Genomic DNA, 15,793 nt, shown 5'->3' with positions numbered 1-15,793 from the left:
GAGCATGGGCCCCATGGCTACTCATGTGATCACCGGAGCCGGTTCCGGCATCGGCGCCGCCGTCGCTCGGCGGCTGCACGCGCGCGGGGACGAGCTCGTGCTGCACGCGCGGGACGCGGGGCGGGCGAAGGAGTTGGCGGCGGAGTTCCCCGGGGCCCGGACGCTCGTCGGCGACCTCGCCGACCCGGACCGGCTCTCCTGGGCGTTCTCGCACCAGAGTCTGCCCGAGCGGGTCGACACCCTGCTGCACATCGCCGGCGTCGTCGACCTCGGCCCGGTCGGCGACCTCACCCCGAAGACCTGGCACCACCAGCTCAACGTCAATCTGGTCGCGCCCGCCGAGCTGACCCGCCACCTCCTGCCCCAACTGCGGGTCTCCAAGGGGCATGTCGTGTTCGTGAACTCGGGCGCCGGGCTCACCGCGCACGCCGAGTGGGGCGCGTACGCCGCCTCCAAGCACGGTCTGAAGGCGCTCGCCGACTCCCTGCGCCACGAAGAGCACGCCCACGGCGTGCGGGTCACGTCTGTCTACCCGGGGCGGACCGCGAGCCCCATGCAGGCGAAGGTGCACCAGCAGGAGGGCAAGGAGTACGACCCGGGGAAGTGGATCGACCCGGAGTCGGTGGCCACCACGATCGTCATGGCGATCGACCTCCCGCGCGACGCCGAGGTCAACGACCTGACCGTGCGACCGGGGCGCTGACGACACGATGACGGGGGCGGAGGCGGGGACCGGCACGGGCGCGGGGCGGAACTCGATCACCGGCGGGACGCAGGGCACCGTCGTCCAGGCCGGGCACATCGAGCACCTTGTCGTCCAGCAGACGCCGCCGCCCGCCGACGAGGTGACCGTCGCCCCGCCCTGGGGCCTGCGCGGCGCCCCGCTGCGCGGCCGCGCCGAGCTGCTCGCCCGGCTCCTCGCCGCCTCCGGCACGCACGTCCTCTACGGCCTCGGGGGCGTCGGCAAGACGAGCCTCGCCCTCGAGGTCGCCGATGCCTTCGCGCGGAACGGCGCCCCCGTGTGGTGGGTCGCCGCCCAGGACGCCGGCCGGCTCTCGGGCGGGCTGCGCGCGATCGCCCGGCGGCTCGGACTGGGCGAGGACGAGCTGGCCGCCGGCCAGACCGCCGACCTGCTGTGGGAGCGGCTGGCCGCGCTGCCCGAACCCTGGCTCCTCGTCCTCGACAACGCCGACGACCTCGCCCTCCTCGACGGGCCCGGGGCGCTCGCCGCCGGTACGGGCCTGGTCCGTGCGCCGTCCGCCGCCGGGCTCGTCCTCGTCACCACCCGCGACGGCGACCCCGCCTCCTGGGGCACCGGGCCGGTCCTGCACCCCCTCGGCGCCCTGCCCGGCCCGGACGGCGCCCGCGTCCTCACCGACCGGGCGGGCGCGGACGCCGGCGCCGACCCGGACGCCGCCGCACTCTCCCGGCGCCTCGGCGGGCTGCCGCTCGCCCTCGACAGCGCCGGGCGCTACCTGGCCTCCGTCGCCGAACGCCCCGCCTTTCTCCGTACGCCCGGCGAACCCGCCACGTACGCCGCCTATCTCGCCGCCCTCGGCGCCGGGGACGTCACCGTCGACGGCGACGGCACCCTCGCCCGCATCTGGGCGATGTCCCTGCGCCTGCTGCGCGACCGCGGCCACACCCACGCGGACGCGCTGCTGCGCCTCCTCGCCGGCTTCGCGGACGCGCCCGTGCCGCTGCGGGTGTTCGCCCCCGGGCGGGTCGACATCCCGCCGGGCGAGCTGTGGGCCTGCCTCCAGGCCCTGGACCGCCTGGGGCTCGTGTCCCTGAGCGGGGACGGGGAGCCGGTGGTGTCGCTGCACCCGCTCGTCCGGGACGCCCACCGCGCCGGGCGGGAGCGGCTGTCGGCCGCGCTGGCGCTGGAGAGCGGGGAGCCGGAGGAACACGGACCGCTGTGGCCGCTGCTCGAACCGCACCTGCTGGACGGGCTGGCCCCCGGCACCCCGGCGGAGGTCTGGGAGGCGGCGGTCCTCGCCGTACGCTCGCTCGCCGCGCGCGGACTGCTGTCGGGCGCGGGCGCTGCGGCGCGCACGGTACGGGCGGGCACCGCCCGCGACCTGACGGCCGATCACCCCGTGGCCCGGCTGGCCCGTCTCCAGGAGGGGCGGACCCTGACGGCGCTCGGCGAGGCGGGGCGTGCCCTCGACGTGCTCACCCCCCTCGCCGGGGAGTGCGCGGGCGCGCTCGGCGCCGAGGACCCGTTCACGCTGGAGGTCCGCCACGAGCGGGCCATCGCGCTGCAGATGGCGGGCGACTACGACGCCTCCCGGGACGAGAACGCCGCGGTGCTCCGGGCCCGCCTCCGGCTCCTGGGCCCGGACCACTGGAAGAGCCTGCACACCCGTCACAACCTCGCCATGGACCTCGCCCTCCTCGGGCGCACGCGCGAGGCCCTGGCCGAGCTGGAGGCCGTCCTCGAGGGGGAGGGCCGCACCCTCGGGCGGGAGCACTACGACACCCTCACGACCCGGGAGAACCGGGCCATCATGCTGCGCGTGCTCGGCGACACGGACGTCGCCCTCGCCGAGCTCACCACCGTCGCCGAGGCCCGGCACCGGCTGCTGGGCCCCGACCATCCGGACACCCTCACCGCCCGGTTCAACGTGGCGACCCTGCTGCCCGCGGACCGGGCCCGCGCCGAGATGGCCGCCGTCCTCGACGCCCGCGTCCGGGTCCTGGGCCCCGACCACCAGGTCACGCGTGCCACGGCGGAGGCCGTGGCACGTACGCTTCCCGAGTGAGCGACGAGAGCGACAACAGTGAGAAGACCGCGTTCCCGTGGGGTCCGGCCACCGGCGTCGGATCCCTGCCCGGCGGGGACGCCCGCGAGGCCGCGAAGACCGTGACCGGATCCTTCGAGGACTTCCCCTTCCTCGCGGAACTGCCCGCCCGGGGGCCCGGCGCGGACATGATCGGGCGGACCGCCGGCATGCTCGTCGAGCTGTACGCGCACGTGGAGCCCAGCGGCTGGCGGATCAGCGACCGGCCGGGGCGGGACACCCGGCGCGCGGTGTCGTGGCTGGGGGAGGACCTGGACGCGCTGGAGGAGTTCACCCAGGGGTACGAGGGACCGCTCAAGGTGCAGGTGGTGGGGCCGTGGACGCTGGCGGCCGCCCTGGAGCTGCGCGGCGGCGAGGCCGCGCTCGGCGACGCGGGGGCCTGCCGGGACCTGACCGGCTCGCTCGCCGAGGGGCTGCGCGGACACCTCGCGGACGTGCGGAGGCGGGTCCCCGGAGCCCGGATCGTGCTCCAGCTGGACGAGCCTTCGCTGACCTCCGTCCTGCTCGGCCGGGTCCGTACCGCCAGCGGCTACCGCACCCACCGCGCCGTCGACCGGCAGGTCGTGGAGAGCGCCCTGCGCGAGCTGACCGAGGTGCACGACGGGCCCGTGATCGTGCACTCCTGCGCGCCCGGCGTGCCGTTCGCGCTGCTGCGCCGGGCCGGCGTGGCCGGTGTGTCGTTCGACTTCTCCCTGCTCACCGAGCGTGACGAGGAGCCGATCGGGGAGGCCGTGGAGGCCGGGACCAAGCTCTTCGCCGGTGTGGTGCCGTCCACGGACCCGGCCTCGGGGGCATTGTCGGACCCGGGAGGTAGCGTCATGGGTGTCAGGACGCTGTGGCGCAGGCTGGGGCTGCATCCGGGGACCCTCGCGGAGTCCGTGGTGGTCACCCCGACCTGTGGCCTCGCGGGTGCTTCGCCGGCGTACGCCCGCAAGGCGCTCGCACACTGCGCCCGGGCGGCGAGATCGCTCGCGGACAACCCAGAGTGACCGGGTTTCAGGCATCGGGAGGACGAGGAACGGTGGCAGTCGAACAGGGGGCCCCCGCCGAGGCGCGGGAGAAGCACGCCGAGCTGGCGGAGCAGGTCGAGGAGCACCGCTTCCGGTACTACGTGAAGGACCAGCCGGTCGTCAGCGACGCGGAGTTCGACACGCTCCTGCGGTCCCTGGAGGCCCTGGAGGAGCAGTATCCGGAGCTGCGCACACCGGACTCGCCGACCCAGAAGGTCGCCGGGACCTACGCGACGGACTTCGCCCCGGTCGAGCACCGCGAGCGCATGATGTCGCTGGACAACGCGTTCGAGGACGAGGAGCTGGGCGCCTGGGCCGAGCGCGTCGCGCGGGACGCCGGCACCTCCGACTACCACTACCTGTGCGAGCTCAAGGTCGACGGCCTCGCGGTCAACCTCACGTACGAGCACGGACGGCTCACCCGCGCCGCGACCCGCGGCGACGGCCGCACCGGCGAGGACATCACGCCGAACGTGCGGACGATCGCCGACATCCCGGAGCGCCTGCGCGGCGAGCGCATCCCGGACCTCGTGGAGATCCGCGGCGAGGTCTACTTCCCGATGGAGGGCTTCGAGGGGCTCAACGCGCGCCTGGTCGAGGCCGGCGACAAGCCCTTCGCCAACCCGCGCAACGCGGCGGCGGGTTCGCTGCGCCAGAAGGACCCGAAGGTGACGGCGAGCCGGCCGCTGCACATGGTGGTGCACGGCATCGGCGCCCGCGAGGGCTTCGACATCACCCGGCTCTCGGAGACGTACGAACTGCTCCACGAGTGGGGTCTGCCCACCGCCCGGCACAACAAGGTCGTCGGGTCCCTCGACGAGGTCCGCGCCTTCATCGCGTACTTCGGTGAGAACCGGCACTCGGTGGAGCACGAGATCGACGGTGTCGTCGTCAAGCTCGACGAGATCGCCCTCCAGGGCCGGCTCGGCTCCACCGCGCGCGCCCCGCGCTGGGCGATCGCCTGGAAGTACGCGCCGGAGGAGGTCAACACCAAGCTCGTCGACATCAAGGTCGGTGTCGGCCGCACCGGGCGCGTCACGCCGTACGCGCAGGTCGAGCCGGTGACGGTGGCCGGGTCCGAGGTCGAGTTCGCCACCCTGCACAACCAGGACGTGGTGAAGGCCAAGGGCGTGCTGATCGGCGACACGGTCGTGCTGCGCAAGGCCGGTGACGTGATCCCGGAGATCCTCGGCCCGGTCGCGGACCTGCGCGACGGGACCGAGCGGGAGTTCGTGATGCCGGCGGCGTGCCCGGAGTGCGGCACGCCGCTGAAGCCGATGAAGGAAGGCGACATCGACCTGCGCTGCCCCAACGCGCGGTCGTGCCCCGCCCAGCTGCGCGAGCGGCTGTTCTTCCTGGCCGGCCGGCAGTGCCTGGACATCGAGAACTTCGGCGTGGTCGCGGCGGCGGCGCTCACCCGCCCCCTGGAGCCCGCCGCGCCGCCGCTGGCCGACGAGGGCGACCTTTTCGACCTGACGATCGAACAGCTGCTGCCGATCAAGGCCTACGTCCGTGACCCGGACAGCGGACTGCCCAAGCGGGACCCGAAGACGGGTGAGGAGAAGGTCGTCACCGTCTTCGCCAACCAGAAGGGCGAGCCGAAGAAGAACGCGCTGGCGATGCTGGCGAACATCGAGGCGGCGAAGACCCGCCCGCTCGCCCGCTTCCTCAACGGCCTGTCCATCCGCCACGTCGGCCCGGTCGCGGCCGAGGCCCTGGCGCGGCAGTTCCGCTCCCTGGAGCGCATCGAGCAGGCCACCGAGGAGGAGCTGGCGGCCGTCGACGGCGTCGGCGGGATCATCGCCGCCGCCGTGAAGCAGTGGTTCGCCGAGGAGTGGCACCGGGAGATCGTGCGCAAGTGGCGGGCGGCCGGGGTGAGCTTCGAGGACGAGGGCGCCGGCGAGGACCAGGGGCCGCGTCCGCTGGACGGCCTGACCGTGGTCGTGACGGGCACCCTGCAGAACTTCACCAGGGATGGCGCAAAAGAGTCGCTGCAAGCCGTCGGTGCGAAGGTCGCCGGTTCCGTTTCGAAGAAGACCGCCTTTGTCGTCGTCGGGGACAACCCGGGCTCCAAGTACGACAAGGCGATGCAGCTGAAGGTTCCGGTTCTGAACGAGGAAGGCTTCGTCATCCTGCTCGAACAAGGACCCGAAGCCGCGTTGGAGGCGGCTCTCCCCGCCGAGGGCTAGGCCGCCACCCGGCCGCGGAGGCTCACCCGTTCGGCGCATACCAGATCGTTAGGGGTGGCCAGGTCGCATTCGGGCAAGAGATGGAGAGCGCTGCCCGTCAGAGCCCTCCGCGGCCTAGTGTGGTGACCGTGCGTCCGCCGCGCACGGCCGCGTGAGGGCCCTGCCGGCGCGAGCAGGAGCAGGACACGCGGTACGGCACGCGGCGGGACGACGGCCCAGTGGCATGTCGACGGCCCGCGATGCGACGCACCGCCGGCTGTGAGAGGGACGGGAATGAAACCGACCGAGAGTGCCGCCCCGGTCGCACGGCCCCAGGGCCGTGCGGCGTTCGTGGGCATCACCTCCGGGCTGCCCGCAGCTTTGACGGGCATCGCCGCCGTCGCGCTCGCCGCCGGTCTCTACCGGGCGCTGAGCAGCGGCGAGGGACTCTTCCCCGGCGGATCCGCCGGCTGGTCCCTCGCCGTCCTCACCGGACTGATCGTCGGCCATCTCGTGGCCCTCGGCCGCGACCGCTGGTGGGGCGGCACCGGATCCGGCGCCGCCCTCACCCTCGCCGTCCTGCTCCTCTACGGCTGGGTCCCGGCCTCCCTGGTCTCGCTCACCGTCGTCGTCCTGGTCGCCGCCGCCCGCCGGCACCGCTGGCGCCAGGGCATGCTGCACGGCGCCGTGGACGTCATCGGCACCGGCATCGCCGCGCTCGTGCTCGCCACCTTCGGGGACGTCCCCACCGTCGCGGAGCCCTGGCGGCCCCTCGACTGGGGGATCGCCGACGTACCGGAAGTGATGCTCGCCGCCGTCGCCTACCTCGTGGCGACCCGGCTCATGCTGTGGTACGCGCTCGCCCCGCAGACCGCCGGACTGCCCACGCCCGCCCGCGCCGCCCTGCTCCGCCAGGGGCTCGTCGCCGTCGCCCTGCTCGGCATCGCCCCCCTCATCTGCGTCGTCGCGGCCGCCGGCCCCGCGGTCCTGCCGCTCTTCGCCGTCCCGCTCATCGCCCTCGACTCCACCTTGTGGATCGCCCGCGCCCGGGCCGAGGAGCAGCTGCGCGACCCGCTCACCGGACTGCCGAACCGGCAGTGGCTCCTGGAACGCACCTGGACCGCCCTGGAGGAGGCCGAGAGCGAGGGGGTCCGCTCCGCACTCGTGCTGATCGACCTCGACCGCTTCCGTTCGGTCAACGACACCCTCGGGCACCTCGCCGGCGACCGGCTGCTCCTCCAGATCGCCGAACGCCTCCGGCTCGCCCTGCCGCGCGGCGCCGAGGCCGCCCGGCTCGGCGGGGACGAGTTCGCCGTCCTGCTGCCCGCCGCCGACTCCACCACCAGCGCCCAGCGGGTCGCCCGGCACCTCGTCGCCGAGCTGTCCTCGCCGCTCGACCTCGACGGGCTCACCCTCGTCCTCGAGGCCAGCGCCGGCGTCGCCGTCTTCCCCGAGCACGCCCTCGACGCCGAGGGCCTGCTGCGCCGCGCCGACGTCGCGATGTACCAGGCCAAGCGGGACCGCACGGGAGTCGAGGTCTACGAGTCCAAGCGCGACTCCAACACCCCCGACCGCCTCGGCCTCCTCGGCGACCTGCGCCGCGCCCTCGACGCCGGCGAGGTCGAGCTGCACTACCAGCCCAAGGTCCGCTTCGACGGGCAGGTCGCCGGCCTGGAGGCGCTGGTCCGCTGGGTGCACCCGGAGCGCGGAAAGGTCCCGCCCGACGAGTTCATCGCCATCGCCGAGTCCTCCGGCCTGATGCCCCACCTCACCGAGTACGTCCTGGAGACCGCGCTCGCCCAGGTGGCCCGCTGGCGTGCCCAGGGCCTCGACGTGCCCGTCGCCGTCAACGTCTCGCCCCGCGACGTCCACACCCCCGGCTTCGCCGGCGCCGTCGCGGCCCGGCTCGCCCGGCACGGTGTGCCGGCCGGCGCGCTCCAGCTGGAGATAACGGAGCACGTGCTCCTGGAGGACCCCCAGCGCGCCGCCGACACCATGGCCGGGCTCACCGGTCACGGCGTCAAGATGTCCCTCGACGACTTCGGCACCGGTTACTCCTCCCTGGTGCACCTGCGCCGGCTGCCGGTGAGCGAACTGAAGATCGACCGCTCCTTCGTCGCCCGGCTCGCCGTCGACACCGAGGACGCCGAGATCGTCCGCTGCACCGTCGACCTCGCGCACTCCCTCGGGCTGCTCGTCGTCGCCGAGGGCGTCGAGGACGACGAGACCTGGGAGCGCCTGCGCGACCTGGGCTGCGACGCCGTCCAGGGCTGGCTGGTGGCCGCCGCGATGCCTCCCGGCGAGGCCACCGCCTGGCTCCTCGCCCGTGGCGAGCACGGCTGGCGCCGCCCCTCCGAGCTGGCCGCGAACGCGGCGATCGCCGAGGTCGGGCCGTCCTCGGACCACGTCGTCCAGTAGCCGCGGGAAGCCCGTCCGGACCGTCCCGAGGACGGCGTACGGGGCACGGGGAGCCCCCGCGGGGGCAAACCGTTTCACGGGTACCGGTGCGGGCCCCATAGGATTGGGCCAACACCATCAGACTCACCCCGTGAGGATCCGCATGCCTGGCATCACGCGCGAGGAGGTCGCCCACCTCGCACGGCTGGCACGTCTGGAGCTCAAGGCCGAAGAACTCGACCACTTCGCCGGACAGCTCGACGACATCATCGGCGCGGTCGCCCGCGTCTCCGAGGTCGCAGACCAAGACGTACCGCCGACCTCCCACCCGCTGCCGCTGACCAATGTCATGCGCGCGGACGAGGTCCGTCCGTCGCTCACCCCCGAGCAGGCGCTCTCCGGCGCCCCGGCCCAGGAGCAGCAGCGTTTCAAGGTGCCGCAGATCCTGGGGGAGGACTAAGAACGTCATGACGGACAACAGCACCATCATCAAGCTCACCGCCGCCGAGATCGCGGCGAGGATCGCCTCCGGCGAGCTCACCGCCGTCGAGGTGACCGAGGCCCACCTGGCCCGCATCGAGGCCGTCGACGAGAAGGTCCACGCCTTCCTGCACGTCGACCGCGAGGGCGCCCTCGCCCAGGCCCGCGCCGTGGACGAGAAGCGCGCCCGCGGCGAGAAGCTCGGCCCGCTGGCCGGCGTCCCGCTGGCACTCAAGGACATCTTCACGACCCAGGGCGTGCCCACGACGGTCGGCTCGAAGATGCTCGAGGGCTGGATCCCGCCGTACGACGCGACCCTGGTCAAGAAGCTCAAGGCCGCCGACGTGGTGATCCTGGGCAAGACCAACATGGACGAGTTCGCGATGGGCTCCTCCACGGAGAACAGCGCCTACGGCCCGACCGGCAACCCCTGGGACCTGACCCGGATCCCCGGCGGCTCCGGCGGTGGCTCCTCGGCCGCGCTCGCCGCGTACCAGGCCCCGCTCGCCATCGGCACGGACACCGGCGGCTCGATCCGCCAGCCCGCCGCCGTCACCGGCACCGTCGGCGTCAAGCCGACCTACGGCGCGGTCTCCCGCTACGGCATGGTGGCCTTCTCCTCCTCGCTCGACCAGGGCGGCCCCTGTGCCCGTACGGTCCTCGACGCGGCCCTGCTGCACGAGGCCATCGCCGGGCACGACCCGCTCGACTCGACCTCGATCGACGCCCCGGTCCCGCCGGTCGTCGAGGCCGCCCGCAACGGCTCGGTCGCCGGCATGCGCGTCGGCATCGTCAAGCAGTTCCGCGGCGAGGGCTACCAGGCCGGTGTCGTGCAGCGCTTCGACGAGTCCGTCGAGCTGCTCAAGTCGCTGGGCGCCGAGATCGTCGAGCTGGACTGCCCGTCCTTCGACCTGGCGCTCTCCGCGTACTACATCGTCGCGCCGTCCGAGTGCTCCTCGAACCTGGCCCGCTTCGACGGTCTGCGCTACGGCCTGCGCACCGGCGACGACGGCACCCGGTCCGCCGAGGACGTCACCGCGCTCACCCGCGAGGCCGGCTTCGGCCCCGAGGTCAAGCGCCGCATCATCCTCGGCACCTACGCGCTGAGCTCCGGCTACTACGACGCGTGGTTCGGCTCGGCCCAGAAGGTCCGCACCCTCATCACCCGCGAGTTCGAGCAGGCCTTCGAGCAGGTCGACGTGATCGTCTCCCCGACGACCCCGACCACCGCCTTCCCGATCGGCGAGCGCGCCGACGACCCGATGGCGATGTACCTCGCGGACCTGTGCACCATCCCGACCAACCTGGCCGGCAACGCCGCCATGTCGCTGCCCTGCGGCCTGGCGCCGGAGGACGGTCTGCCGGTCGGTCTGCAGATCATCGCCCCCGCCCTGAAGGACGACCGCCTGTACAAGGTCGGTGCCGCCGTCGAGGCCGCCTTCGTGGAAAAGTGGGGCCACCCGCTGCTTGAGGAGGCTCCGTCGCTGTGAGTTCCAGTGCACTGCAGAAGGCCAAGGGCTTCAAGAAGTCCAAGACCGGTACGTATCTGTCGATGGCCACCACGGCGTTCGGCGCCGTGACGGTGACCAAGCAGATCAAGAAGGCCCGTAACGAGCACGACACGCTCAAGCTCGTCGACGCCGTCGTGTCCGCCGCCGCCATCGTCACCGGCCTCGCGATCCTGTACCGCGAGCTGAAGCGCCTCGGCGACGACGACGTCCTGCTGGGCTGAGAGGGAAGTTCCACCGTGACTGTCACTGAACTGCTGTCGTACGAGGCGGCACTCGCCGAGTACGACCCCGTCATGGGCCTGGAGGTCCATGTCGAGCTCGGCACCAGGACGAAGATGTTCTGCGGCTGCTCGACCGAGCTCGGCCAGGACGCCAACACGCAGACCTGTCCGACCTGCCTCGGCCTGCCCGGCGCGCTGCCGGTGGTCAACGAGGTCGGCGTCGAGTCCGCCATCAAGATCGGTCTCGCGCTGAACTGCGAGATCGCCGAGTGGTGCCGCTTCGCCCGGAAGAACTACTTCTATCCGGACATGCCGAAGAACTTCCAGACCTCCCAGTACGACGAGCCCATCGCCTTCGACGGCTACCTGGACGTCCAGCTGGAGGACGGCGAGATCTTCCGTGTGGAGATCGAGCGCGCCCACATGGAGGAGGACACCGGCAAGTCCACCCACATCGGTGGCGCGACCGGCCGCATCCACGGCGCCTCGCACTCGCTGCTCGACTACAACCGGGCCGGCATCCCGCTCATCGAGATCGTCACCAAGCCGATCGTCGGCGCGGGCGAGCGGGCTCCCGAGGTCGCCAAGGCGTACGTGGCGGAGCTGCGCGAGCTGATCCGCGCCCTGGGCGTCTCCGAGGCGCGCATGGACAAGGGCCAGATGCGCTGCGACGTCAACCTGTCGCTGATGCCGAAGGGGTCCGACACCTTCGGCACGCGCTCGGAGACGAAGAACGTCAACTCGCTCCGCTCCGTGGAGCGCGCGGCGCGCTTCGAGGTCCAGCGCCACGCGGCGGTCCTCTCCTCCGGCGGCACCGTCATCCAGGAGACCCGCCACTTCCACGAGGACGACGGCACCACCACCTCGGGCCGCATCAAGGACAACGCCGAGGACTACCGCTACTTCCCCGAGCCGGACCTGGTGCCGGTGGCCCCCTCCCGCGAGTGGGTCGAGGAGCTGCGGAAGGGCCTGCCGGAGCTGCCGCGCGTGCGCCGCAACCGGCTGCGCGAGGAGTGGGGGGTGTCCGAGCTGGACATGCAGGCCATCCTCAACGCGGGTGCGGTCGACCCGATCGTCGCCACGACCGAGGCGGGCGCCGACGCTGCGTCGGCCCGTAAGTGGTGGATGGGCGAGCTGGCCCGCAACGCCAACGAGCGGGGCGTCGCCCTGGACGAGCTCCCGATCACCCCGGCGGACGTCGCCCGCGTGTCGGCCCTGGTCGCCTCCGGCGACCTGAACGACAAGCTGGCCCGCCAGGTCATCGAGGGCGTCCTCGCGGGCGAGGGCACCCCGGACGAGGTCGTCGAGAAGCGCGGTCTGAAGGTCGTCTCCGACGACAGCGCGCTCGGCGCGGCGGTCGACGAGGCCATCGCCGGCAACGCGGCCATCGCCGACAAGATCCGCGGCGGCAAGGTCGCCGCGGTCGGCGCCCTGGTCGGCGCGGTCATGAAGGCCACCCGTGGCCAGGCCGACGCGGCGAAGGTCAAGGACCTGATCCTGGAGAGGCTGGGCGTCAGCGAGGGCTGACCCCCGCCGCTCCGCACGGCAGATCCGCTCCGCACGGCAGAAGAGGGCGGCCCCGCACCGGACTTCCGGTGCGGGGCCGCCCTCTCGCGCTGTGCCCCGGGACGCCGCGGCGCCCGGCAAGCTCCGGAAGAGACGGCCTAGCGGCGCAGGATCGGGGCGGCGATCACCCCGCTGCCCGAGTCGGAGCAGGAGGAGGACTCCACCTTCAGCCGCAGCCGGAGCACTCCGGCGATCTTCAGGGTGCGGGAGATCGGCTTGCCGAGGACGACGGTCTCGTTGAACAGGGCCGGCTGGTCGTCCACGGAGATGACGATCCGGGCCTCCTCGATCTTCGACTTGTCGTCGATGCCGGCGGTGAACTCGAAGGTCTGCCACTCGCGGTTGAGGTCGTACTCCACGTAGGCGCCGTTGTAGCAGTCGCCGTGCAGGGCGGCGCCGTACTCCTTGGTGTTGATCTTGGCCGGGCCGACCGTGAAGGAGTCGGGCTCGCTGACCGAGGAGAGCGTGGTCAGGTCCGCCATGGGCACGTCGGGGAGCGAACCGGGGTCGTACGAGGGGCTGGCGGAGGCGTCCGGGTCGGTGGACTCCGTGTCCGTCGGCTCGGGCGAGGGCGACTCCGTGGTGGGCTCCTCGGTCGGCGTGGGCGCGGTGGTGGCCGGGGCGGAGGAGGTCGAGCCGCCGCCCTTCGCGGCGGCGTCCTCCTTCTTGTCCTTGTCGCCGAGCAGCTCGACCCCGAGCACCGCGAGGACGGCGATCACCACGACGGCGGCGACGGCGCCGAGGACGAGGCCGGTGCGCCGCTTGCGCCGCGGCGGCCCGGGCGGTCCCGTGACGGGCTGCTGCGGCGACGGCGAGGGCTCCGCCCGGAGCGGCGGCTGCGGGGTGAGCGGGATCGGGTACGTGGGCTCCCCGAAGCCCTGGGGTGCGCCCGGGGCCACCGTCGGCGGACCGGCCGGTGGCGGTGGCGTCGCCGGGGCGGCGAGCGGGGGCACGACGGGCGGCACGGGGGCGGGGACGGCGTCCTGGACGGCCGGGCGGTTCGTCGTGGTGGTCGACACGACGCCGTGCCGTACGTCCTTCACCCAGGACGACAGGCTGACCGGCCGCCGCTCGGGCTCGGCCGCGGCGATGCTCAGCACCCGGGCGCGCTGCTCCTCGGTCAGGCCGGCGATGTGCGGCAGCCCGGCGAGCGCCGCGGACAGCTGCTCGGGGACGGTCGGCGGGGCCTGTCCGCTGAGCAGGAAGTAGGCGATGGCGCCGAAGGCGTACCGGTCGGAGCCCGGGGTCCGCTTCCCCTCGAAGACCTCGGGGGCCGCGTAGCCGGGGGTGAACCACACCTCCGCCGTCTGGTGGTCGGCGGTCAGCTTGCTGAGGCCGAAGTCGACGAGGGTGGCCTGGCCGTGCTGGTCGACCATGACGTTGCCGGGGGAGAGGTCGCCGTGCACGACGGTACGGCCCGACGGGGTCGCCTTGCCCGAGTGCAACCAGTCGAGGACGTCGGCGAGCTGCTCCAGGGTGCGCATCACCTCGCGGCGCTCGGAGGGGGCGGCGAGGGTGCGTTCGGCCCGCCAGTCGCGCAGGTCGAGCCCGTCGACGTGGTTCATGACCAGGACGAGGGCCCGGCCGCTGAGCGTCTCCGCCTCGCCGGGGCGGTGGATCGGCGGGCCCTGGAAGTGCTCGCGGACGCCCACCACGCCGGGGCGGTGCACGAAGCGGAGTAGTTCGGCCTGTTCGTTCCACTTCTGGCTGACACGCTCGAACAGCTCCGGCGTGATCGTCGTCTTGGAGTCGAGCACCTTGACGACGACGGGTTCCGTTCCGCCCGCCAGCTCGATCTCCGCGAGGTAGAGAACGGCCTCGCCGCCCCGTCCGATGGACCTCAGGAGGCGGTACCGGTCGGGCGCCGTGTCCGGCCCGATGTGATGCGCAGTCCCGCTCAATCTTCCCCCACGTCACGTGAATTGACAGGCGATCAGCTTGCCGCTCACGGCGAGGTGGGGTCAACCGAGCTGATATACGATCACGATTGATCGACTTCTGCTGAATCCGGTCGCATTGTCACGATGCGACTCATGTGTACAGGGGGAATACATGTCCGACGTGAGCAATCGAAGGGGTCGAAGACTCCTGACGCTCCTGGTCGCCGGTGCCGTCTCGGTCATCGGTCTCCAGGCCGGCCCGCTCACCTCCGAGGCGGCCGCGGCCACGCCCGACGGCGGTCGGTTCCAGGGCGTCAACTGGGCCGACCCGCGGGACAACTACGCCGACGACGCCGTGGTGCCGACCGGTCTGTCGACCGAGGACGACTATCTGACGACGTACTACAAGTCGGCCGCCGTGGTCGGGCAGTTCCAGAGCAAGTTCGGGGCCAACACCGTCCGGCTTCCCGTCAACCCGGCCTCGGTGAACGGCCCTTGGTGGGACTCCTACCGCGGTGCGATCGACGCCGCCGTCGGCCGGGGCGTCAAGGTCGTGCTCGGCTACTGGGAGGGCCCGGGCGCCGCCAAGGACGGCCGGATCGACGACAAGGCCGCGTACGACGCCATGTGGCGGACGGTCGTCGACCGGTACGGCGACACCGGCCGGGTCTACTTCGAGCCGATGAACGAGCCGTTCGGCTACTCCGCGACCGAGTGGGCCGACACCGCGGCCGGCTGGCTCTCCGCCTACGGGGCCATCGTCCCGCGCGAGCGCGTCCTCGTCGGCGGCGTCGGCTACAGCGAGGACGTCCGGCCCGTGTGCGCCGACCCGCGCCTGGCCGGCACCCACCTGTCCCTGCACCAGTACGGCTTCTGGCACCAGGACTGGACCGACCCCGCCCGGTGGGCCGCCGACCTGCGCGCCAGGGTGGGGAACTGCGCGTCGCGGACCGTGCTCACCGAGTTCGGGACCGAGCTGACCACCGGCCTCGACTACAACGGTCCGGTCAACGGGCGCTGGGCGGTCGCCACCCTCAAGGGCCAGACCGACACCGTGCGCGAGCTGGGCATCGGCTCGGTCTACTGGCCCGGTCTGCGGGCCGGCGACAGCTACAGCCTCACCGAGCTGCAGGGCACCGGCACGGACCTGACCCTGCGCACCACCAACACCTCGGCCGCCGACCGGCTGGCCTGGGCCTGGTGGGGCACCGGCCGTCCGGCCACCACCTCGGGCGCACTGCGCGGCGTGGGCTCCGGGCACTGCCTGGACGTCCCGGGCGCCTCGCGCGAGCCGGGTACCAAGATGATCATCTGGTACTGCAACGGCAAGGAGAACCAGCAGTGGACGTACACGGCTGAGAAGGAACTCCGGGTCTACGGGAACATGTGCCTGGACGTCGACCACGGCGGCACCGCGGGAGGCACCCCGCTGATCCTGTGGCCCTGCAACGGCGGCACCAACCAGAAGTGGAACATCAACGCCGGCGGCTCGATCACCGCGCAGGACTCCGGCCTGGCGCTCGACGTCGGCGGCGCGTACACGGCCGCGGGCAGCGACGTCGGCCTCTGGTACGGCAACGGCGCCACCAACCAGCAGTGGCAGCGCCTCTGACGGCGTGACCCACGGTTCCCACGCCTGATCCGGTCCGGGGGGGCGCCGGGGCCACCCCCCCGCCCCCCCGCCCGTGAATCGCGCGCCCCCCCCCGGGGTGCACCACGGGCAACCCGCACAAAAACCGCCCCCCCCGACCACCCC

At 72.9% G+C, this 15,793-nt stretch carries 11 protein-coding genes; 10 read left to right on the top strand and 1 reads right to left on the bottom strand.

Annotated elements, in window-relative coordinates:
- Nucleotides 1–4 precede the first annotated feature (4 nt).
- From ACIRQF_RS17890 to gatB, 9 genes are all read left to right on the top strand, one after another.
- Nucleotides 5–703, top strand: a complete 699-nt coding sequence (locus ACIRQF_RS17890; RefSeq protein ID WP_376636690.1) for an SDR family oxidoreductase — start codon at nt 5–7, stop codon at nt 701–703.
- Between the two features lie 7 nt (nt 704–710).
- Nucleotides 711–2,765 carry a tetratricopeptide repeat protein gene (locus ACIRQF_RS17885; protein ID WP_404093180.1) on the top strand — a complete coding sequence of 685 codons (2,055 nt, stop codon included), beginning with the start codon at nt 711–713 and terminating at the stop codon, nt 2,763–2,765.
- Nucleotides 2,762–3,793 (top strand): methionine synthase, encoded by a 1,032-nt coding sequence (locus ACIRQF_RS17880; protein WP_376636688.1) that lies wholly within the window; start codon nt 2,762–2,764, stop codon nt 3,791–3,793. The genes ACIRQF_RS17885 and ACIRQF_RS17880 overlap by 4 nt, the downstream gene beginning before the upstream one ends.
- 32 nt (nt 3,794–3,825) lie before the next feature.
- On the top strand, nt 3,826–6,003 hold the full coding sequence (gene ligA, locus ACIRQF_RS17875) for an NAD-dependent DNA ligase LigA (protein ID WP_404093177.1): 2,178 nt from the start codon (nt 3,826–3,828) through the stop codon (nt 6,001–6,003).
- 273 nt (nt 6,004–6,276) lie between these two features.
- Complete coding sequence (locus ACIRQF_RS17870; RefSeq protein WP_389756755.1) at nt 6,277–8,400, top strand: putative bifunctional diguanylate cyclase/phosphodiesterase; 2,124 nt, start codon at nt 6,277–6,279, stop codon at nt 8,398–8,400.
- A 142-nt stretch (nt 8,401–8,542) separates the two neighbouring features.
- Complete coding sequence (gene gatC / locus ACIRQF_RS17865; protein WP_010984178.1) at nt 8,543–8,839, top strand: Asp-tRNA(Asn)/Glu-tRNA(Gln) amidotransferase subunit GatC; 297 nt, start codon at nt 8,543–8,545, stop codon at nt 8,837–8,839.
- A gap of 7 nt (nt 8,840–8,846) precedes the next feature.
- Nucleotides 8,847–10,349, top strand: coding sequence for an Asp-tRNA(Asn)/Glu-tRNA(Gln) amidotransferase subunit GatA (gene gatA / locus ACIRQF_RS17860; RefSeq protein ID WP_376636685.1), 1,503 nt, complete (start codon nt 8,847–8,849; stop codon nt 10,347–10,349).
- A gap of 62 nt (nt 10,350–10,411) precedes the next feature.
- Complete coding sequence (locus tag ACIRQF_RS17855; RefSeq protein WP_376636704.1) at nt 10,412–10,591, top strand: hypothetical protein; 180 nt, start codon at nt 10,412–10,414, stop codon at nt 10,589–10,591.
- Nucleotides 10,592–10,606: 15 nt separating this feature from the next.
- The gene (gene gatB / locus ACIRQF_RS17850; protein WP_376636684.1) at nt 10,607–12,118 is read left to right on the top strand and encodes an Asp-tRNA(Asn)/Glu-tRNA(Gln) amidotransferase subunit GatB; all 1,512 of its coding nucleotides are present in this window, start codon (nt 10,607–10,609) and stop codon (nt 12,116–12,118) included.
- 137 nt (nt 12,119–12,255) lie between these two features.
- On the opposite strand, the gene ACIRQF_RS17845 is transcribed toward gatB, so the two are convergent.
- Entirely contained in the window at nt 12,256–14,058 is a 1,803-nt protein-coding gene (locus ACIRQF_RS17845) for a protein kinase (protein WP_404093173.1), read from the bottom strand.
- Nucleotides 14,059–14,218: 160 nt separating this feature from the next.
- Here ACIRQF_RS17845 and ACIRQF_RS17840 point away from each other — a divergent pair, with 160 nt between their 5' ends.
- Entirely contained in the window at nt 14,219–15,649 is a 1,431-nt protein-coding gene (locus ACIRQF_RS17840) for a ricin-type beta-trefoil lectin domain protein (RefSeq protein WP_404093170.1), read from the top strand.
- Nucleotides 15,650–15,793 lie beyond the last annotated feature (144 nt).

Origin of the sequence: Streptomyces sp. NPDC101191, from assembly GCF_044767915.1 — a bacterium.
GTDB lineage: Bacteria > Actinomycetota > Actinomycetes > Streptomycetales > Streptomycetaceae > Streptomyces.
The sequence above is the reverse complement of the archived record's forward strand: the minus strand, read 5'-3'. Positions and strand labels throughout refer to the sequence as shown.